Genomic DNA, 17,095 nt, shown 5'->3' on the forward strand with positions numbered 1-17,095 from the left:
TGCACGTGAGCCTCGTCGCGGCGCCCTGCGCCGACCCCGTGTTTTTGTATACTAAACGAGTGCCACGGCCCTCCTTCACCACCCCGACCGTTCGCGACGCGATCCGCAACCGCATCCTCTCCGGCGAATACGCGCCGGGATCCCGCCTGATAGAGCAGCGGATCGCCGCCCAACTCGAGGTATCGCGGGTCCCCGTCCGGGACGCCCTGCGCGACCTCCTCGCCGAGGGACTCACCCGCGAGCGACCGGCCGGCGGGATGGAGGTACGGCACTACTCCGAGGCCGAGATCGACGAGCTGATCGTCCTGAACGAAGTCCTCGAGACGGTGCTGGTCGTCCGGCTCGCGGAAGAAGCGGACGAACTCGTCGTCGTCGCCCTCCACGCGGCCACCTCGGAGGCCGGCGCGGCGATCGCGGCCGGGGACACCACCCGCGCGATCACCCTCAACGCCCGCTTCCACGACGTCCTGCTGGAGCAGGCGCACGGGAGCATCACCCACGAACTCCTCAGCACCATCCGGCCACGCCTGGCCTGGGTGCACCGACAACACGGCGACGCCGCGATGCTCCACGCCGAGCACGTCGCGATCGTCAACGCGATCGCCGCCGGCGATACCACCGCGGCGTCCGCGCTCATCCACTCCCACTCCGCCTCCAGCCGGCAGGCAGTCCACGACCTGAAGGACCCCACATGACCCGTCACCGCCCGCGAGGAGCTGGAACCACCGTCGGCGTGACCGCCCTGGCCCTGCTCCTCACCGCCTGCGCCACCGATACCTCGACCGATGCCGCCCCCACGCCCGAGGCGGCCCCCACCACGGTCGTCACCGAGACCGCGACGCCCACCACCGCGCCCACCCTCAGCCCCGAGGAACAGCAGCGGCTCGACACCGAGCTCATCGCCGCCGCGTGGGCCGACGATGTGCCCGCCGCGCGTGAGCTCATCGCCCGCGGTGCCGATGTCAACGCCACCGACGACACCGTGCAGAGCGCCTACCTCATCGCCACCTCGGAGGGGTACACCGAACTGCTCGACCTGACCCTCGCCAACGGTGCCGACATGACCTCGCTGGACTCCTACGACGGCACCGGTCTCATCCGCGCGGCCGAGCGCGGGCACGCCGACATCATCGGCCGGCTCATCCGACATGACGTGGACATCGACCACGTCAACAACCTCGGCTGGACCGGCCTACACGAGGCGCTCATCTTCGCCGACCAGGCCGGACGCCCCGCGCGGGGCGACAGCACCGACTTCATGGACAGCGTGCGCGTGATCGTGGCCGCCGGGGGTGACCTCACGATCCCCGCGCAGCAGGACGGCGCCACCCCTCTCGAACTGGCGCGCCGCCACGGGCTGACGTCGCAGGCGAGCCTGATCGAGCAGGCCGTGGCCGCCGACCGCGCCGACGCGCCCGGCCGCGACGCCGACGCCGAACTGCTGCAGGCCGCAGCGAGCGGCGACCCCGACGCCGCCGCGCTCGCGCTGCGCCGCGGCGCGGACCTCGACACCCGCAACGCCCAGGGCCAGACCCCGCTGGTCGTTGCCACCAGGAACAATGACCCGCGGGTCGCCGCACTGCTGCTCTACCTGGGCGCCGACCCGGACGCGCAGGACGACATCCAGGACTCGGCGTTCCTGTACGCCGGCGCCGAGGGCCTGGACGAGATCCTCACCATGACCCTGGCGCACGGCGCGGACGTGACCAGCACCAACCGCTTCGGCGGCACCGCGCTCATCCCCGCCGGCGAGGGCGGCTACGCGAGCACCGCACAGATCCTGGTGGATGCCGGGGTGCCCGTGAACCACGTCAACGACCTCGGTTGGACCGCCCTGCACGAGGCGATCATCTACGGTGACGGCACCGGCGGCCATCTCGAGACGATCCGCATCCTGCTGGACGGCGGCGCGGATCCGACCCTGCCCGACGGCGACGGCACCTCGCCGCGCGACCTGGCCGCCGGGCGCGGCCAGGGGCAGGTCGTCGCCCTGCTCGAGGAGGCGCTGTGACAGGAGACACCGTGACAGGACACGATCTTCACGACGACGACGACCTCGCCCACCTGCGCCGCTGTGTGGAGTTGGCGGCGGAGGCGGTCGACGCCGGGGACGAACCGTTCGGGTCGCTCCTGGTCGACGCCGCCGGGCGGGTCCGGTTCTCCGACCGCAATCGCATCTCCGGCGGCGACGCCACCCGGCACCCGGAGTTCGCGATCGCGCGGTGGGCGGCCGACAACCTCACCCCCGACGAGCGCGCGGCGGCGACCGTCTACACCTCGGGCGAGCACTGCCCGATGTGCAGCGCAGCGCACGCCCTCGTGGGGCTCGGTCGCATCGTGTTCGCCTCCAGCGGTGCGCAGTACGCGGCGTGGATGGCCGAGCTCGGCGTGAACCCGGGACCGGTGGCCGGTCTGCCGATCACGCAGGTCGCGCCGGACGTCCCCGTTGCCGGCCCTGTGCCTGAGCTGGCCGACGAGGTACGCCGGCTCCACGAGCGCGCTGCACGGGGTACTGCTAGTCCGTGATCGCCTCGAGCGGCCCGGTCTTGGCCGCCCGGTGCGCCGGCCACAGTGAGGCCAGCACACCGACGAACGCCGAGCACACCAGCACGATGCCGATCATCCCCCACGGGATGGTGGTCATCTGCAGCCCGCTGGACGCCAGCACGGTCACGAACGCCCAGCCCAGGTAGACGCCCACCGCAGCACCGATCAGCGCGCCGAACACGGCGATCTGCGTGGACTCGAGATTGACCGTTCGCCGCACCTGCGACCGTTGCATGCCGACAGCGCGGAGCATCCCGATCTCGGTGCGCCGCTCGATCACCGACAGCGCCAGCGTGTTGACGATGCCCAGCACCGCGACCACCAGGGCCAGCCCCAGCAGGGCGTAGATGATCGTGAGCAACTGGTCGACCCCACCGGTCTGCTGGTCGATATACTCCTGCTTGCTCTGCACCATCGCGATGGGGGTGTCGGCCAGTTCCGCGGTGACCGCCTCCCGGGCCTGGTCCGAGGTGAATCCCTCCGCCGGAGAGACCAGCACGTTGAACGTGGTCCGCAGGTTCTCCGGCACCAGGCGCTCATACACGTCCCTACCGGTGTAGAACTGGCCCAGCACCTGCGAGTCCTCGTAGACGCCGGTGACGCGCAGGGTGGATTCGCTGCCGTCGGGCCCGACGAGCGGCACGGTGCTGCCGTACGTCCAGCCCTTGTCGCGGGCCACGGAGCGGGAGACGACGAGCGAGTCCTCGGCCGGCTGGAGCGAGCCGTCCACGACGGTCGCGTCGATCATCTCCTCGACCGGGCCGCCCGCGGCGGAGATGAGTTGCTGCTCCCCGCCGAGTACGCCGAACCCGAACGCCAGGTACGCGACCTCGCCGACCTCGTCGACGGCGGAGATCCGCTCCTCGATGGCGCCGGGCAGCGGCACCGGCGGCCCCTGCGAGGCGACGCCCTGGACGACGACGTCCGCCTTGATGTCCTGGTCGATGATGCCGCTGATGCTCTCCTTGGTGGTGGCGCCGAGGGTGCCGAACGCCGCGACCAGGGTGAGCCCGAGGGTGAGCGCGAACGCGGTCGCCGCGGTGCGGCGGGTGTTGCGCCCGGCGTTGGTCGCGGCCAGCCGACCGACCGCACCGAAGGGCGCGCCGATGATTCGGCCGATACCGCCGGCGATGGGCCGCGCGAGGGCGGGCATCACCAGGAAGCTGCCGACAATCAGGGCCGCAGCGCCGACGCCGACGGTGATCGCGCCGGACTTCGTGGTGTCCTGCCACGTGCCGATGAGCGCGAGCGCGACACCCGCGACGACCGCGAGGACGCCGACGTACGTGCGCATGCCGCCGCCGGCCTCGGTGGCGACGGAGCCGACGCGCATACCCTGCACGGGGGCGACGCGTCCGGCCCGCCGGGCGGGGGCCCAGGCGGAGAACAGGGTGACGACGAAACCCAGCACCAGCGGCGTGACCACCGACGAGGTGGCGAGCGCCAGGTCGCCGGCCGGGATGCCCAGGTCCAGGGCGTCGAGCACCATGAAGATCGCCTGCGCCAGCCCGAACCCGGCCACCACACCGATCGCGGATCCGACGATCCCTGTGACGGCGGCCTCGGCCAGCACCGACCGGGTGATCTGACCCCGGGAGGCGCCGATCGCCCGCAGCAGTGCGAGCTCCCGCAGCCGCTGCGCGACCAGCATGGAGAAGGTGTTGTAGATGATGAACGTGCCCACGAGTAGCGCGATCAGGCCGAACGCCACAAAGAAGTAGTTGATGAAGTCCAGCATCGTGCCCAGCTGGTCCGAGAGCCGCTCCTTGACCTCCTCGCCCGTGCTGACGGAGAAGTCGGGGTACTCGGCCGCGATGGCGTCCCGCAGCTCGCCCTGGCCCACGCCCTCCTCGGCGCGGACGGAGACGCTGCTGGCGTTCTCGCCGTCGCTGAACAGCGCGCGGGCCTGCTCGGAGGTGAAGCCGACGCCGACGTAGCCGCCGACGTCGGTGTCGCTGGTGTAGGCGCCGACGACGGTGACGTCGATCATCCCGTTCGAGGTGGTGTACACCTGCGCGGTGTCGCCGATCGCCAGGCCGGCCCCCTCGAGCACGCCCTCGGGCAGAACGACCTCGCCGTCGGCGGCGGGCGTGCGCCCGTCGACCATCTCGTTGCTGCTGCCGACCGCCTGCTCGGGATCGATCCAGGCCAGGCCCTCGGACGGGGCCCCGCCGGACTGGTACGGGGTGCCGTCGGCGTTGAACAGCACGACCGTCCCGGACACCTCGGGCATGGCCGCGGCGACGCCGGGCATCTCCCCGAGCCGGTCGGCCACCTCGAACGGCACCCCGGCACCGCGCGGATCCTCGGGCTCGATCATCACCGACAGGTCGGCGGTGCCCTGCTCGAGCAGCCCGTCGAAGGTGCTCTTGAGCGTGGAGGTGAACACGAGCGAGCCGGTGACGAACGCGGTCCCCAGCACCACGGCCAACACCGACAGCAGCAGCCTCAGCTTGTGCGCGGCGATGTTGCGCAGGGAGACCCGCAGCATCGGCCGCGCATGCCGCGGTGCGTGCTCGTCGGGTCGGGAGTGGCGGGCCTGGTGTTTCGCGGGGGTCATCACCGCTCCTCGAGGTCGCCCATGGCGGCGAGGATCTCGTCGGCCGTGGGGCTCTCGAGTTCGCGCACGAGCCGCCCGTCGGCGAGCAGCAGGACGCGGTCGGCGTAGGTGGCGGCGCGCGGGTCGTGGGTGACGATGACGACGGTCTGCCCGAAGTCGTCGGCCGCGCTGCGCAGGATGGACAGCACCTCGGCGGAGGAGGTGGAGTCCAGGTTGCCGGTGGGCTCGTCGCCGAACAGGATGTCGGGACGGCCGACGAGGGCGCGGGCGCAGGCGACGCGCTGCTGCTGCCCTCCCGACAGCTCGGACGGCCGGTGCGAGAGCCGGTCGCCGATGCCCAGGCGCCCCACGACCTCGTCGAACCACGCGCGGTCGATGCGGTGGCCGGCGATGTCTTGCGGCAGCGTGATGTTCTCCTCGGCCGTGAGGGTGGGCACGAGATTGAAGGACTGGAACACGAAGCCGATCCGGTCGCGCCGCAGTGCGGTGAGCTGCTTGTCCGGAAGGCCCACGATCTCGGTGTCGCCGATGCGTACGGACCCGTAGGTGGGCCGGTCGAGCCCGGCCATGCAGTGCATGAGGGTGGATTTGCCGGAGCCGGACGGCCCCATGATGGCGGTGAACCGGCCCTTGGCGAAGGTGGCGCTGACGTGGTCCAGGGCGCGCACCTCGGTCTCGCCCTCGCCGTAGGTCATGACGAGGTCGGTGGCGATGGCGGCCACGGGCTCCGCGGCGCCGGGCTGCTGGTGGGTCTCGGCCTGGGTGGTCATGTGCTCCCTCGCAAGGTGGTGGTCGACTAAAGCATGCAGCATCCGGGGACCGGGACGGATCAGGGATGGCCCTGGTTTCCACCCTGATCGGGCTCGGGCTCATCGGGCGCGGTCGGCCACTGCTCCAGTGTGCGACGGGTGGTGAACCTGCGCCGCTCGCCGGAGACGGGATCGGTGAACGCGATCGATTCCGCCAGCAGCTGCAGCGGGCGGGTGAAGTCCCCGGGGGTCACCTCGAGCACGTCGGGGTACAGGTCGTCGCCGAGGATCGGCGTACCCAGGGCGTTCATGTGCACGCGGAGCTGGTGGGTGCGGCCGGTGGTGGGCTCGAGGCGGTAGAGGCCCAGTCCGTCACGGGCGTCCAGCAGCGTGATGCGCGTGTGTGCGTCGGCCTCGCCGTCGACCTCGGCGGCCTGGAGGATGCCGCGCGTCTTGACGATCCGGCTGGACCGCTCGCGCACCTCGGGCGTGCCGCCCGGCGCCGGCGCCACGGCGAGGTAGGTCTTGTCGACGCGGCGGGCGGCGAAGAGTTCCTGGTAGGCGCCGCGGTGCGCGGGGTCGGCGGTGAACACCAGCACGCCGGCGGTGAGCCGGTCGAGGCGGTGCGCGGGCGCCAGGTCGCCGAGTCCGTGATGGTCGCGGCGGAGCCGCACCAGTGCGGTCTCGGTGACGTGCCCGGCGCGCGGCGTGGTGGCGAGGAAATGCGGCTTGTCGACGACGACGAGGCGGTCATCCCGGTGCAGCACCACGAGGTCGAAGGGCACCTCGGTCTCGGGCCCGGGGGTCCGGTACATCCACACGTCCATCCCCCGGTGGCGCCTGGTCTCGCCGGTGACGGGGCTGCCGTCGGCGGTGACGACCTCACCCGCGGCCAGTGCGGCCTCGAGCTCGGCGAGCCGGTCGGGGAAGCGGCGCCGCAGTTCCTCGGGGATGCTGCGGGGCCCCTGGCCGGGGTCGGCGAGCCGGATGCGGACCGGGTCGACGCCGTCGCGCAGCGGCAGCGGCCGGCGGCTGCGCCGGGAACCAGAACTGGCCATACCCCCGAGCCTAATCCGTGCGTTACACTCACCTGCGCCTCATCTATCACTTCAGCACCAGGAGCAACCATGATCGACGCCGTCGTCGACTTCTTCCTGTTCGGCCCGGGCCGCGCGATCCTGCCCGCGTTCCAGGGCAGCTTCAACCTCGCCTACCCGTCGAACGCCCCGTTCCCCGAGGCGGCGTAACCCCGTTCGCCCACCCTTCGCCAAGCCGCTTCCGCAGGCCGATCCCGGCGGTACGCTGACGGCATGGCTTCCCTCGAGAACACCGTTGTAGTCGGTGTCGACGGCTCTGCTGCGTCCACCGGCGCAGTCGCCTACGCCGCCAACACCGCCGCCACCCGTGGCATCCCGCTGCTGCTCGTCACGAGTTACACCATGCCGGCGGCCATGTTCGCCGAGGGCATGGTGCCGCCCCAGCCCGTCTACGACGAGCTCGAGCGCGAGTGCCACCCGATCATCGAGAGCGCCAGGGCCACCGCACAGAAGATCGCTCCGGAGATCCAGATCGGCCACGCCGTGGTCGAGGGCAACCCCGCACAGGTGCTCATCGACTACTCGCGCAAGGCCAAGCTCATCGTCCTGGGCTCCCGCGGCCTGGGCGGCATCAAGGGCATGGTCCTGGGCTCGGTCTCCGCGGCCGTCGCCAGCCACGCGTTCTGCCCGGTGGTGGTGACCCGCACGGACACCGATCAGCCGGACAGCACCGGCCCCGTCGTGGTGGGTATCGACGGCTCCGAGATCAGTGCCCGGGCCACCGACTGGGCGTTCGCCGAGGCCTCGGCCCGCGGCGCCGAGTTGATCGCCGTCCACACCTGGATGGACCCGCAGGTCCAGGCCGCGGCCGCCGGGATCGCCCTCACGGACGACGACTGGAGCCAACTCGAGGAGCAGCAGCACCAGACGCTGGCCGAACGGCTGGCCGGCTTCGCCGACCGCTTCCCGGACGTGAACGTCACCCGCTACGTGACCCGGGACCGCGCGGTCCGCGCCCTGGTCGAGCAGTCCGAAGGGGCACAGCTCGTCGTCGTCGGATCCCACGGGCGTGGCGGCTTCGCCGGCATGGTCCTGGGCTCGACGTCCCGCGCGCTGCTCCAGGCCGCGCCGTGTCCCGTGATGGTCGTCCGTCCGGAGGCCCACGAATGAGCGGGGACCCCGGCAGCGCCGAGGACATCCGGGTCCGTGAGGACGAGGTCGCCGGCCGCTTCGAGATCCTGGTCGACGACGTGGTGGCCGGGTTCGCCGACTATCAGGACGCGCCCGGGACCGGCACGGCCTCCGGGGTGCGCACCTTCCCGCACACCGTCGTGGCCACCGAGTTCGGCGGTCGCGGTCTGGCCGGCCGGATGATCGGCGAGGCCCTACAGCAGACGAGGGGCAAGGGGCTCCGCGTGAATCCCGCCTGCTCGTTCGTCGCCCGGTACATCGAGAAACACCCGGACTCGGCCGACCTCGCCTGAGCAGCGCCGGGCCCACAGCCGGACACGGCGCGGTAACGGATGAGCGACGTTTAACCGCACAGTGGAGTGGACCGGAAGCGTCCGTGGCCGGATCGTGTTCTCCTGAGTGAGCGGCCCACCCCTGGGCCGAGAACGACTCTCGGAAAGGACAACCACCATGCTGTGGAGCATCATCTCCTGGATCATCGTCGGTGGAATCGCCGGCTGGATCGCGTCCATGATCATGGGCCGGAACGCCCAGATGGGATTCGTCGCCAACGTTGTAGCCGGAATCGTCGGCGCGTTCGTCGTAGGCCTTATCGTCTCGCTGATCACCGGGGGTGGCGGCATGCCGGAGGCCTTCTCGCTGTGGGGCTTCATCGCGGCGATCATCGGCGCGTGTCTGCTGATCTGGGTGGTCGCGGCCGTCAAGGGCCGCGGGCGCACCAAGGTCTGACCCCACCACAACCCTCACGAACCCGTACGATCCAGCGGCCCGGCCTCCCACGCGGAGCCGGGCCGCTGGCCACCAGGCAGGAAGGCAGGAAGGACTCCGACATGGGATTTCTCGACAAGGGCCTGGCCAAGGCCAAGGAACTCGCAGGCAAGAACCCGGACAAGGTGGACTCGGTCATCGACAAGGCCGGCGACATGTTCGACAGGAAGACCGGCGGTAAGCACGCCCAGCACACGGACCGCGTGCAGGAGAAGGCCGGCGAGTTCCTCACCGGACGCACTGCCGACGCCCCCGAGGTGCCCGACGCGCCGGACGGCACCCCCACCCCCGATCCCGGCCCCGAGCAGGGGGGTCGCCCGCCGGCCTGACCGGCACGGCTCGACACCCTTCGAGCACCCGTTGCCAGATCTTCGGGGCCGGCGCCCGCTCCACGCGGCACCGGCCCTGCGGTGTCGGTGGTCACAGCCGATAGTCTGTAACCCGTGACGAGTACACGGTCGACCAAGCCCGGGCCGCGGGAGCGGCTCCTGGCCACGGCGACCCGTCTGTTCTCCACCGACGGGATCCGGGCCGTGGGCATCGACCGGATCCTGCGCGAGGCGGGCGTAGCCAAGGCCAGCCTCTACAACACGTACGGGTCCAAGGACGAGCTCGTGGTGGCCTACCTACGATCGGTGGCCGAGCGGGACCGGGTGCTGTGGCGACGCCGCGCCGACCGCTCGCCCGATGCCCGGGGCCGCGTCCTGGCCCTGTTCGACATCATCCGCGAGCGGGTCGAGCCCGCCACCCCCGGCTCCTGCCACATCGCGGCCGCGATCGAGTTCCCCAGCCCCGACACCGACGGCGAGCGCTCGATCCGTGCCGCGGTCGCCGACCAGCGCGCCTGGGTCGCCGAGACCCTGCGCGCCGAGCTGGCCGGGATGGGCCTGCAGGACCCGGACAACATCGCCGACCTCGCGGACCGGTTGGCGCTGCTCCACGACGGTGCCGTCACCGCCGCGATGCTGGGCGAGGTCCAGACCACGTCCATGACCGCCCGAAGCATGGCCGAGCTGATCCTGGGCATGATCACCGACCCCATCTGACCCGGGCCGGTCACTGCGCGAGGCGGGGGCCGACCAGCTCGGCCACCTGCTGCGCCGGGCCGGCCTCCTCGTTGACCGTCTGCACCGCCAGCAGCTGGTCGCCCCGGGACAGCACGACCAGCGCGCCGGCCGCGCCCCCGGTGCGGGCGCCGGCCCAGCCACCGTCGGCGGTGGCCTCCTCGGCCGTGTCCTCAGGCGCGGACTCGGCCACCAGCTCGCGCGCCCGCTCGGCGGAGTCGACCGTATAGACGGTGGTCGTGAGGACCACGGAGCCGTCCGTCCCGTAGAAGAAGCAGGCGGCCGGGTCGATACTCTCGTCGATCCGCACCTCGGTGACCGGGGCGGCGCCCGTCTCCGCCGCCTCGGCCACCGACAGGTACGGGCAGTCCGCGGCAGCAGCCGGCTGGACCGGCGGCAGTTCCCGCTACGGGGCCGGCAGCGGTTCGGTCCTGATGGTGCCGGTCTCCTGATCGGAGCCCGTCCCACCGCATCCGGCGAGCACGGCGAGGAGCGCCACGGAGGCTGACGCGAGGGCGGCGGCGGTGCGAGTGGTCATGCCAGCCAGGATAGGGCGGAGGCCGCTCCGTAACATCGACGGCAGTCGATCACACGAGGTACGGACAGGAGGGCCGAGATGAGCAGCACCGAGTCCTCCGGCCCGCCGGGCATGAGCCGCCGCCGCGCGGTGCGGGTCCGCATCAGCGGCGTGGCGCTCGACCTGGTGCTCGAGCGCGGGCTCGACGACGTCACCGTCGACGAGATCGCGCGCGCCGCGAACGTCTCCCGGCGTACGTTCTTCAACTACTTCCCGTCCAAGGTCGCCGCGTGCATCCCCTACGTGCCGCCCGCCGAACCCGAGGCGGTGCAGCTGTTTCTGTCGGACCGGTCGGTGCCCACCATGACGGCGCTGTCGCGGTTGATGTGGAACCAGGTGTCGACGGCCCGGCGCGAGTCCCCCGAGTTCGACCGCTTCCACGACCTCTGGCGGCACGAACCGGGCATCCAGACCGAGATGCACGCGCTGTTCGCGCGGCTGGAGGGCCGGCTCGCCCAGCTGGTGTGCCAGCGGGAGGGTCTGGCCCCCGACTCGGTCGAGGCGGCCACGGTGGCGGCGGCCTCCATCGCGATCCTGCGGGTCGCCGTGGAGCGGTGGCGCACCGACGAATCCGGGGCGCTGCTGGAGAACCTGATCGACGAGTCGTTCGACGCCGTCACCGATGCGGTGATCCTACGGCCCGACGACTCCTGATCCCGGCGCCCGGCAGGCCCCGAGCGCGCGCACGAGCCGCTGCCCCATCCGCCGGTACGCCCGCGCCTCGCGACGTCCGGCGCCGGGCAGGACGTAGGCCGAACCGGGGCGCCACGTGGTGCGGACCGTCGCCGTCACGGCGCCGGTGTCCGGATCCAGATCGACGTGGCAGCGGTGCTCGGCCACCGCGGGGTTGCCCTCGAGGGTGCCGACGACGAGCCCCTGCCGCAGCGACTCGTCGGTCCTGTCGACCACCCGGCAGGGGCCACGCATGGGCCCGTCCAGCAGGTCGACGTCCGACGGCAGGCCCGGGTCTGCCCCGACCAGCCGGAACCCGGCACGGCAGTGGGCGTCCAGGCCGAGGAGGTCGTCGGAGGTGACGTCGAACAGGGCCGTCCCCTCGCCGAGCCGGGACGTCAGGGAGATCTCCGCCCAGCCCTCGGGGGCGTGACATCGACCGGGACCGGCGAGGATCGAACGCTGATAGCCGAGCGCCCGGCCACCCAGCTGCGCCGGTCGGCGGTCTCGCCCGGTGACGGTGTCAGAAATCGGCTCCACGACATGCAGTCTCACCAGACCAGTTGAGCGGACGGCACACTCTCGGTGAACGTCGGACGTCAAGACGGTGACGCCGATCACAGAGTCGGCTCGTCCGGGTGGCGGGCAGGAGCGGAGGCGGGACCCGCGACCCCGCGCCGTAGGATCGGGGCCATGCGTTCCTCGCTGCGTTCGACTTCGCCGTCCCCGTCCCGCGGCGTCACCGGAGCGCTGGCCGCCGTGGCCGCGCTGACGCTCGCCGGCTGCTCGGGTCTCGGCGACGAGGCGGAGTCCGGCCCGCCGCGACTCACCCCGAACCTGCAGATGGACGCCGCCGAGGCGATGATCGCGAGCAGCGGTTCCGCCAACGAGCGACTCAACGCCTGCGAGATGCTCGACCTGACGACCGCCGAGGTCATCACGCTCACCGATGCCGAGATGCCCGACGTGGAGCCGACCGGCTCCGGCGACCTGGGCCTGATCTGTACCTACGGTGGCCCGGGCTCGCCCGATCGGGCCGAGGCCGCGACGGGCACAGGTTCCGACGACAATCTCGACGACCCGGACGACTCCGACGGCCTTGATGGCACCGACGACCTGGACGGCACCGACGGTGCCGACGGTGCCGACGAGACCGACCCCTGGAACCTCGGCGCGACCACCACGACCGCCACCACGGAAGCCCCCGCCCCGCCAGCCTTCGAGCCGGGCATCGTGCCGGACACCTTCGCCGCCGGCGTCGTCGAGCCGCAGGGCGGAGCGGAGGCGGCGCTCGCCGGACAGCCGCTGATGCTCGGCGCGCGCTACGCGTGCTCGGAGGTCCGCGGCACACTGGCCGCCACCGTCGAGGGGGCGCCACCCGCCGCACCCGGCGCACCGGGCCCCGTCTCGCCGCCGCTGGCGACCGCCTTTATCGATTGCCTCGCCGCGCCGACCGGCGGCGGCGTGGAGGTGCACACGATCCTCGTCACCGGCGACTACCTGTGGCACATCACGTTGGTCCAGCCGGAGACCGCTCGCAGCCCGGAGGCGGAGGCCGAGGCGCTGGCCGGCCTACACCGGGTCGCCCGTCAGATCCTGGCCTGAGCGGCGCGCACCGCCGGCAGCACGGACCAACGCACCTGGAATGCTGTATTCCATGCTCGGCGACATCGGTCCACCCCTCCTGATCGTCGCGGCGGTGTCCGTCGTCCTCGGCACGGTGCTGCAGCGGGTCAGCGGGATGGGGGTCGGGCTCGTGGTGGCGCCGACCCTGTCGCTGATCCTCGGGCCCGTCGCCGGAGTCCTGCTGACCAACGTGACCACCACTTTTTCCGCTGCTTTCATCGCGATCATGCTGCGTCGCGACATCGACTGGCGTCGGTATCGCCGTCTCGCGCCCCTGATCGTCGTGGGGTCCGTGCCCGGCGCGCTCCTGGTCGGCGCCGTCGATCGCAGCTGGCTCGAGATCATCATCGGGGCGGCGTTGCTGGGCACGCTTCTCATGACGGCGATCGCGCGCATCCCGCAGGTCAGCGGCCCTTTCCCTGCTGCGGTGGCCGGCACCGCCGGAGGGTTCCTCAACACCGCGGTGGGGGTGGCCGCTCCCGCGATGCTGGTCTACGCGCAGGCGACTGGTTGGAGACAGCGGTCCTTTGCCGCGACCCTTCAACCGATTTTCTGCACCATGGGCGCCACGTCCGTGATCACCAAGATCGGCGTCGGCGCCGCGCCCATTTCCGAACTCCCACCGATGATCGTCATCGGCCTCATCGTGGCGATGGTGCCGCTCGGCGTCCTCCTGGGAGGAGTCCTGGCCCGGCGGGTCTCCGCAGAGGCGGGCCGCAGGGTTGCCGTCGTGGTGGTCACCGCCGGCGCTGTCCTGCTCCTCGGGCGGGGGCTCGGGCATGCTGCCGGGATCATCTAGCTTCGCGTCTCTCGAGAGTTAGAGGCGGGCTGGAGGCCAACTAGAGAAACGGCGTCGGAGCCCCTCAGCTTCCGACGCCGTTCCCGTATTCGGCGGATCGCGCATCGCGCGCTCACGCCGCCTCGCATGCCTGTCCGGCCGCGGGCCAGCACCCCCCCAGGTGCTCCGGTCCGTATGACCGGCCCCTCAGCGTGAAGTCGTGGTCCCTCAACCAGTCCTTCACCTCGCCACCTCCCTCGGTTGGTGACTGATTGGACTATATGTTGCGCCCACAGCGCGATCAAGCCGGTGAACTGCGATTATTCTACTGACTTTTGGTCAGTAACACCTCTCGCGGCATCTACCTGCACTTCCCTCCGCGTCGATGCCAACAAACGATGGCAGGGTTTCGCGCCGCGCCGGACCGGGCGCCACCGCGCCCGTATCGCCGCAGCGCCCGCGGGATGTACACGGCACCCGGATTCGCGGTAGTGTTACGCAAGTTATCTGAGTGACTGGTGTGATTAGTGTTTCTAAGTACTGAACGCCGGCCGTCTCGGATCGCCTTCCCCGAACACCGCCGCCCGCCCGCGGCACGCGCCCCGAGGAGATCGATGCACCGCCGCACCCGTTCGACCGCCGCCGTCCTTGCCGCCGCCGGTCTCGTCGTCGTCGGACTCTCCCCCGCCGCCTCCGCACAGTCACTCGCCGGCGGCTTCGGCTCCTCCGGCTCGGCCGGCGCGGTCGGCATGGAGACAGCGCCCCTACCCACCTTCCTCATGCCCGGACTGCCCGTCCTGACGGTTCCCGCCCTGGCCCCCCAGCGGCCGTCGATCGAGGCGCAGGTCGCCTCGGTCTACCCCACCCGCGACGAGACCGTCGGCGTGGCGCAACCGGTCATGATCACCTTCGACCGCCCCGTCGCGGACCGCGCGGCCGCCGAGGCGGCGGTGGGGATCCGCACCACGCCCGGCGTCGAGGGCAAGTTCTACTGGGTCGGCGACACGGAGCTGCGCTGGCGGCCGCACGAGTTCTGGCCGGCCGCCACCGCCGTCACCGTCTGGGCGGGCGGCGCGGAACACACCTTCCGTACCGGCGACGCCGTGGTGTCCACCTACGACGACAACACCCACGAGGTCACCGTCACCCGCAACGGCGTGGTCGAGCGCGTCATGAAGGCCTCCGCCGGCCGCGACGCCTACCCCACGCACAACGGCATCTACTACAACGGCTGGCGCGCCCGCGAGGTCCACATGGACTCCGCGACGTGGGGCCTGGCCCAGGATGCCGGCGGCTACGACACCGTGGTCAACGACGGGGTGCGACTGAGCTACGACGGTATCTTCATCCACTCCGCCCCGTGGTCCGTCGCGGACCAGGGCGCGCGCAACGTCTCGCACGGTTGCATCAACATCAGCCCCGAGGACGCGGCCTGGTACTACGAGAACACCGGCAACGGGGATCCGTTCATCGTCATCAATGGCCCGGGCAAGCAGTTCGGCGCCTTCGACGGGCAGGGCGACTGGAACTACTGACGAGCACCGGGCGACCGCTACCGCGGTGGCACCGGCGCCAGGACCCCCAGCACCTGGTCGGCGGCCACACATCGCGGTGGGTGCGCTTCGGCGGGCGCACCTTCCGCCGGGGCGAGCGCGTCGGCCACCAGGTCCGCGGCGCGCGGTGAGGCGAGCACGGTCAGGTGCCCCGAGCGGTCGGCCTCGCACCCGTCCTGCAGGCGCACGACCTGCAGGTCCACCCAGTCCGGGACGATCGGCGCCACGACGGGCCCGGTGAGATCGTCGTAGTCCGAGGACACCGCCACGTACCGCACCCCGCGCGCGAACGGCACGCCCTCATCGCCCAGCCACGCCAGGGTCGCCTCGGCGTCGCGTCGCGTGGTCTCCGCGGACAGCACCCCGAGCATCGCGGTGACGAACTCCGGCGGCCCCTCCCCCGATCGTGCCGGGTCCGCGCCGAGCGTGACCACGGTGCGCACCGCGTCCGCACGGACGGTCGCCGCGACGAACGACGCCACGATCGCCCCCTGCGAGTGCCCCACGAGGTCGACCCGGTCGGCGCCGGTGAGCCCCCGCACGCGGTCGATCTCGGAGGCCAGCTGCGGCGCCGACGCCCCCGTCAACGAGTCGAGTCCTCCCGTCGAGCCCATCCCCTCTGGCGCCCCGACGGTGGGCGCCCACACGCAGAAACCCTCCGCGGTCAGCGCCGTGCCGATGGTCGCCCACGAGTTGCCGCCGTTGAGCCCGGTGCCGTGGACGAGGATCACCGGGTGCGGGCGCTCTGCGGTCGGGCGGCAGTCGTCGCGGTTCAGGGCGGGCGGGTCGGCCAGGCCGTGCGTGAGTTGATACGCCGCGCCGTCCCACCACCGCCACGGGACATGGTCGGCGGTGGGTGTCGGCGGTGAGGGTGTCGGGGATGTGGGGGCAGCCGCCGCGAGCCCGGGGGTGACGACGACGAGGGCTGCCGCCGCGAGCAGGTCAGCGATCGCAGAGCGGTTCACGAGCCCGGCAGCGATGGGATCGGTCCCACGTACGGAGCCACTGCCTCGCAACGGGGTTCACGCGGATTGGCCGGGTCGAGGGCGTTGAGAATGAAGTCGGCGGTGCGGCCGTCCGCCGCGATGCCCAGATGCTCGGCGTGGTTCTGCTCGCAACCCTCCTGGATGATCACGTTGGCGGCGTTCGACCCCTCCACGATCCCTGAGGTGAACGGCTGAACCACCTGCTCGTGGACGGTCACCAGGTTGAGGTAGTTCACGCCCGAGGCGTACGGACTGCCACCGGCCCACAGGGTCTCGAGCATGTCCGAACCCGCGGCCATCTGACCGAGCGACGGCGCGATCTCCTCCGCCCGTCCGCGATCCCCGCTGGCCAGCGCGGTGCCGATCGCCCCGGATCCGGTCCCGCGGGAGCCCTCCCACAACGGTGCGATCGACGCGACCGTGTTGATCTTGCCCGGCCGACCGACCTTGGCCACCAGACCCGAGACGAGAGTGCCCTGCGAATGACCGATCAGATCCACTTGCTCGGCTCCGGTCGATTCCAGGACTCGGTCGAGGAACTCACTGACCTGGGGCACCGAGACCTCGGTGATGTCCGCCAGCCCGCCGAGCAGGCTCACCGGCCACGGCTGACCGGGCAGGGCGCCGTAAGTCAGGGTGTAGACGCAATACCCCTCGTTGTGCAGCAGCGGACCGTAGGTGGCCCAGTTTGTCACCGCCCCGCCGGAGGTACCGTGCACCAGCACGACCGGCCTGGGTTTGTCCGGGGTGGGGCGGCACGACCAGTCGTTGGCCCCCGGCAGTTCGGACCCCGGGGCGGTGAGCGCCTGGGCGGCGCCGGTGAAGAACGAGTACGGAACGGGCAGCGGGGCCCGCATCGATGGGTCGGTGGCGGGCTGGGCTGCGGCAGGCTGGGCAGTGGCAGGCTGGGCAGTGGCGGCGCCCGCCCCGGACACTGCGAGCGTCACGGCGGCGAGGAGAGTGCAAGCGGCGCGCAGGATTGTCATG

The 17,095-nt window shown here is 71.6% G+C and carries 20 protein-coding genes; 12 read left to right on the forward strand and 8 right to left on the reverse strand.

The window, feature by feature from the left end; translation table 11 throughout:
• Positions 1 to 59 precede the first annotated feature (59 nt).
• From ACWIE7_RS09180 to ACWIE7_RS09190, 3 genes are read left to right on the forward strand one after another with little or no spacing between them, the layout of a single operon-like run.
• Entirely contained in the window at positions 60 to 695 is a 636-nt protein-coding gene (locus ACWIE7_RS09180; protein ID WP_454069084.1) for a GntR family transcriptional regulator, read from the forward strand.
• Complete coding sequence (locus tag ACWIE7_RS09185; protein ID WP_454069085.1) at positions 692 to 2,011, forward strand: ankyrin repeat domain-containing protein; 1,320 nt, start codon at positions 692 to 694, stop codon at positions 2,009 to 2,011. Before ACWIE7_RS09180 ends, ACWIE7_RS09185 begins: the two co-directional genes overlap by 4 nt.
• An 11-nt stretch (positions 2,012 to 2,022) precedes the next feature.
• The gene (locus tag ACWIE7_RS09190; RefSeq protein ID WP_454069086.1) at positions 2,023 to 2,526 is read left to right on the forward strand and encodes a nucleoside deaminase; all 504 of its coding nucleotides are present in this window, start codon (positions 2,023 to 2,025) and stop codon (positions 2,524 to 2,526) included.
• Here ACWIE7_RS09190 and ACWIE7_RS09195 read toward each other — a convergent pair.
• The 3 genes from ACWIE7_RS09195 to ACWIE7_RS09205 are packed head-to-tail and all read right to left on the reverse strand — an operon-like array spanning position 2,516 to position 6,914.
• Complete coding sequence (locus ACWIE7_RS09195) at positions 2,516 to 5,107, reverse strand: ABC transporter permease (protein ID WP_454069087.1); 2,592 nt, start codon at positions 5,105 to 5,107, stop codon at positions 2,516 to 2,518. The two genes, ACWIE7_RS09190 and ACWIE7_RS09195, sit on opposite strands and share 11 nt — an antisense overlap.
• Positions 5,107 to 5,877, reverse strand: a complete 771-nt coding sequence (locus tag ACWIE7_RS09200; protein ID WP_454069088.1) for an ABC transporter ATP-binding protein — start codon at positions 5,875 to 5,877, stop codon at positions 5,107 to 5,109. The genes ACWIE7_RS09195 and ACWIE7_RS09200 overlap by 1 nt, the downstream gene beginning before the upstream one ends.
• A gap of 59 nt (positions 5,878 to 5,936) precedes the next feature.
• Entirely contained in the window at positions 5,937 to 6,914 is a 978-nt protein-coding gene (locus ACWIE7_RS09205; RefSeq protein ID WP_454069089.1) for a pseudouridine synthase, read from the reverse strand.
• A gap of 252 nt (positions 6,915 to 7,166) precedes the next feature.
• On the opposite strand from ACWIE7_RS09205, the gene ACWIE7_RS09210 reads away from it, so the two are divergent.
• From ACWIE7_RS09210 to ACWIE7_RS09230, 5 genes are all read left to right on the forward strand, one after another.
• Positions 7,167 to 8,063 (forward strand): universal stress protein, encoded by an 897-nt coding sequence (locus tag ACWIE7_RS09210; protein ID WP_452100455.1) that lies wholly within the window; start codon positions 7,167 to 7,169, stop codon positions 8,061 to 8,063.
• On the forward strand, positions 8,060 to 8,377 hold the full coding sequence (locus ACWIE7_RS09215) for a GNAT family N-acetyltransferase (protein WP_452100454.1): 318 nt from the start codon (positions 8,060 to 8,062) through the stop codon (positions 8,375 to 8,377). The genes ACWIE7_RS09210 and ACWIE7_RS09215 overlap by 4 nt, the downstream gene beginning before the upstream one ends.
• Before the next feature lie 157 nt (positions 8,378 to 8,534).
• A complete protein-coding gene (locus ACWIE7_RS09220; protein ID WP_230930571.1) occupies positions 8,535 to 8,813 on the forward strand; it encodes a GlsB/YeaQ/YmgE family stress response membrane protein in 279 nt (92 codons plus the stop codon).
• 101 nt (positions 8,814 to 8,914) lie between these two features.
• Complete coding sequence (locus ACWIE7_RS09225; RefSeq protein WP_452100453.1) at positions 8,915 to 9,181, forward strand: antitoxin; 267 nt, start codon at positions 8,915 to 8,917, stop codon at positions 9,179 to 9,181.
• Between the two features lie 114 nt (positions 9,182 to 9,295).
• A complete protein-coding gene (locus ACWIE7_RS09230) occupies positions 9,296 to 9,898 on the forward strand; it encodes a TetR/AcrR family transcriptional regulator (protein ID WP_452100452.1) in 603 nt (200 codons plus the stop codon).
• Between the two features lie 10 nt (positions 9,899 to 9,908).
• On the opposite strand, the gene ACWIE7_RS09235 is transcribed toward ACWIE7_RS09230, so the two are convergent.
• Together ACWIE7_RS09235 and ACWIE7_RS09240 are read right to left on the reverse strand one after the other, a co-directional pair.
• Positions 9,909 to 10,316 (reverse strand): DUF2020 domain-containing protein, encoded by a 408-nt coding sequence (locus ACWIE7_RS09235; protein ID WP_454069113.1) that lies wholly within the window; start codon positions 10,314 to 10,316, stop codon positions 9,909 to 9,911.
• A 6-nt stretch (positions 10,317 to 10,322) separates the two neighbouring features.
• On the reverse strand, positions 10,323 to 10,454 hold the full coding sequence (locus tag ACWIE7_RS09240) for a hypothetical protein (protein WP_454069090.1): 132 nt from the start codon (positions 10,452 to 10,454) through the stop codon (positions 10,323 to 10,325).
• A 78-nt stretch (positions 10,455 to 10,532) separates the two neighbouring features.
• On the opposite strand from ACWIE7_RS09240, the gene ACWIE7_RS09245 reads away from it, so the two are divergent.
• Complete coding sequence (locus tag ACWIE7_RS09245; protein WP_452100450.1) at positions 10,533 to 11,147, forward strand: TetR family transcriptional regulator; 615 nt, start codon at positions 10,533 to 10,535, stop codon at positions 11,145 to 11,147.
• Here the strand turns inward: ACWIE7_RS09245 and ACWIE7_RS09250 are convergent.
• Positions 11,127 to 11,705: a DUF1990 family protein gene (locus tag ACWIE7_RS09250; RefSeq protein ID WP_454057738.1), complete on the reverse strand. Its 579-nt coding sequence runs from the start codon at positions 11,703 to 11,705 to the stop codon at positions 11,127 to 11,129. The two genes, ACWIE7_RS09245 and ACWIE7_RS09250, sit on opposite strands and share 21 nt — an antisense overlap.
• A gap of 153 nt (positions 11,706 to 11,858) precedes the next feature.
• Between ACWIE7_RS09250 and ACWIE7_RS09255 the strand changes: the two genes are divergently transcribed.
• The 3 genes from ACWIE7_RS09255 to ACWIE7_RS09265 all read left to right on the forward strand — a co-directional run bounded on the left by ACWIE7_RS09255 (position 11,859) and on the right by ACWIE7_RS09265 (position 15,104).
• On the forward strand, positions 11,859 to 12,770 hold the full coding sequence (locus tag ACWIE7_RS09255; RefSeq protein ID WP_454069091.1) for a hypothetical protein: 912 nt from the start codon (positions 11,859 to 11,861) through the stop codon (positions 12,768 to 12,770).
• A 52-nt stretch (positions 12,771 to 12,822) separates the two neighbouring features.
• Positions 12,823 to 13,590, forward strand: a complete 768-nt coding sequence (locus ACWIE7_RS09260) for a TSUP family transporter (RefSeq protein ID WP_454057740.1) — start codon at positions 12,823 to 12,825, stop codon at positions 13,588 to 13,590.
• 593 nt (positions 13,591 to 14,183) lie between these two features.
• Positions 14,184 to 15,104 carry a L,D-transpeptidase gene (locus ACWIE7_RS09265; protein WP_452100446.1) on the forward strand — a complete coding sequence of 307 codons (921 nt, stop codon included), beginning with the start codon at positions 14,184 to 14,186 and terminating at the stop codon, positions 15,102 to 15,104.
• Positions 15,105 to 15,121: 17 nt separating this feature from the next.
• On the opposite strand, the gene ACWIE7_RS09270 is transcribed toward ACWIE7_RS09265, so the two are convergent.
• Complete coding sequence (locus ACWIE7_RS09270; protein ID WP_454069092.1) at positions 15,122 to 16,087, reverse strand: esterase/lipase family protein; 966 nt, start codon at positions 16,085 to 16,087, stop codon at positions 15,122 to 15,124.
• Positions 16,084 to 17,094 (reverse strand): esterase/lipase family protein, encoded by a 1,011-nt coding sequence (locus tag ACWIE7_RS09275; protein WP_454069093.1) that lies wholly within the window; start codon positions 17,092 to 17,094, stop codon positions 16,084 to 16,086. The genes ACWIE7_RS09270 and ACWIE7_RS09275 overlap by 4 nt, the downstream gene beginning before the upstream one ends.
• Position 17,095 lies beyond the last annotated feature (1 nt).

Source organism: Dietzia sp. NPDC055343, assembly GCF_053645265.1.

What these genes read in the sequence shown, in the direction of transcription:
- ACWIE7_RS09185 (WP_454069085.1), top strand. Translation starts at nt 692, where the DNA reads ATGACCCGTCACCGCCCGCGAGGAGCTGGAACCACCGTCGGCGTGACC.
- ACWIE7_RS09195 (WP_454069087.1), bottom strand. Translation starts at nt 5,107, where the DNA reads ATGACCCCCGCGAAACACCAGGCCCGCCACTCCCGACCCGACGAGCAC.
- ACWIE7_RS09200 (WP_454069088.1), bottom strand. Translation starts at nt 5,877, where the DNA reads ATGACCACCCAGGCCGAGACCCACCAGCAGCCCGGCGCCGCGGAGCCC.
- ACWIE7_RS09205 (WP_454069089.1), bottom strand. Translation starts at nt 6,914, where the DNA reads ATGGCCAGTTCTGGTTCCCGGCGCAGCCGCCGGCCGCTGCCGCTGCGC.
- ACWIE7_RS09210 (WP_452100455.1), top strand. Translation starts at nt 7,167, where the DNA reads ATGGCTTCCCTCGAGAACACCGTTGTAGTCGGTGTCGACGGCTCTGCT.
- ACWIE7_RS09215 (WP_452100454.1), top strand. Translation starts at nt 8,060, where the DNA reads ATGAGCGGGGACCCCGGCAGCGCCGAGGACATCCGGGTCCGTGAGGAC.
- ACWIE7_RS09220 (WP_230930571.1), top strand. Translation starts at nt 8,535, where the DNA reads ATGCTGTGGAGCATCATCTCCTGGATCATCGTCGGTGGAATCGCCGGC.
- ACWIE7_RS09225 (WP_452100453.1), top strand. Translation starts at nt 8,915, where the DNA reads ATGGGATTTCTCGACAAGGGCCTGGCCAAGGCCAAGGAACTCGCAGGC.
- ACWIE7_RS09240 (WP_454069090.1), bottom strand. Translation starts at nt 10,454, where the DNA reads ATGACCACTCGCACCGCCGCCGCCCTCGCGTCAGCCTCCGTGGCGCTC.
- ACWIE7_RS09245 (WP_452100450.1), top strand. Translation starts at nt 10,533, where the DNA reads ATGAGCAGCACCGAGTCCTCCGGCCCGCCGGGCATGAGCCGCCGCCGC.
- ACWIE7_RS09255 (WP_454069091.1), top strand. Translation starts at nt 11,859, where the DNA reads ATGCGTTCCTCGCTGCGTTCGACTTCGCCGTCCCCGTCCCGCGGCGTC.
- ACWIE7_RS09260 (WP_454057740.1), top strand. Translation starts at nt 12,823, where the DNA reads ATGCTCGGCGACATCGGTCCACCCCTCCTGATCGTCGCGGCGGTGTCC.
- ACWIE7_RS09265 (WP_452100446.1), top strand. Translation starts at nt 14,184, where the DNA reads ATGCACCGCCGCACCCGTTCGACCGCCGCCGTCCTTGCCGCCGCCGGT.
- ACWIE7_RS09275 (WP_454069093.1), bottom strand. Translation starts at nt 17,094, where the DNA reads ATGACAATCCTGCGCGCCGCTTGCACTCTCCTCGCCGCCGTGACGCTC.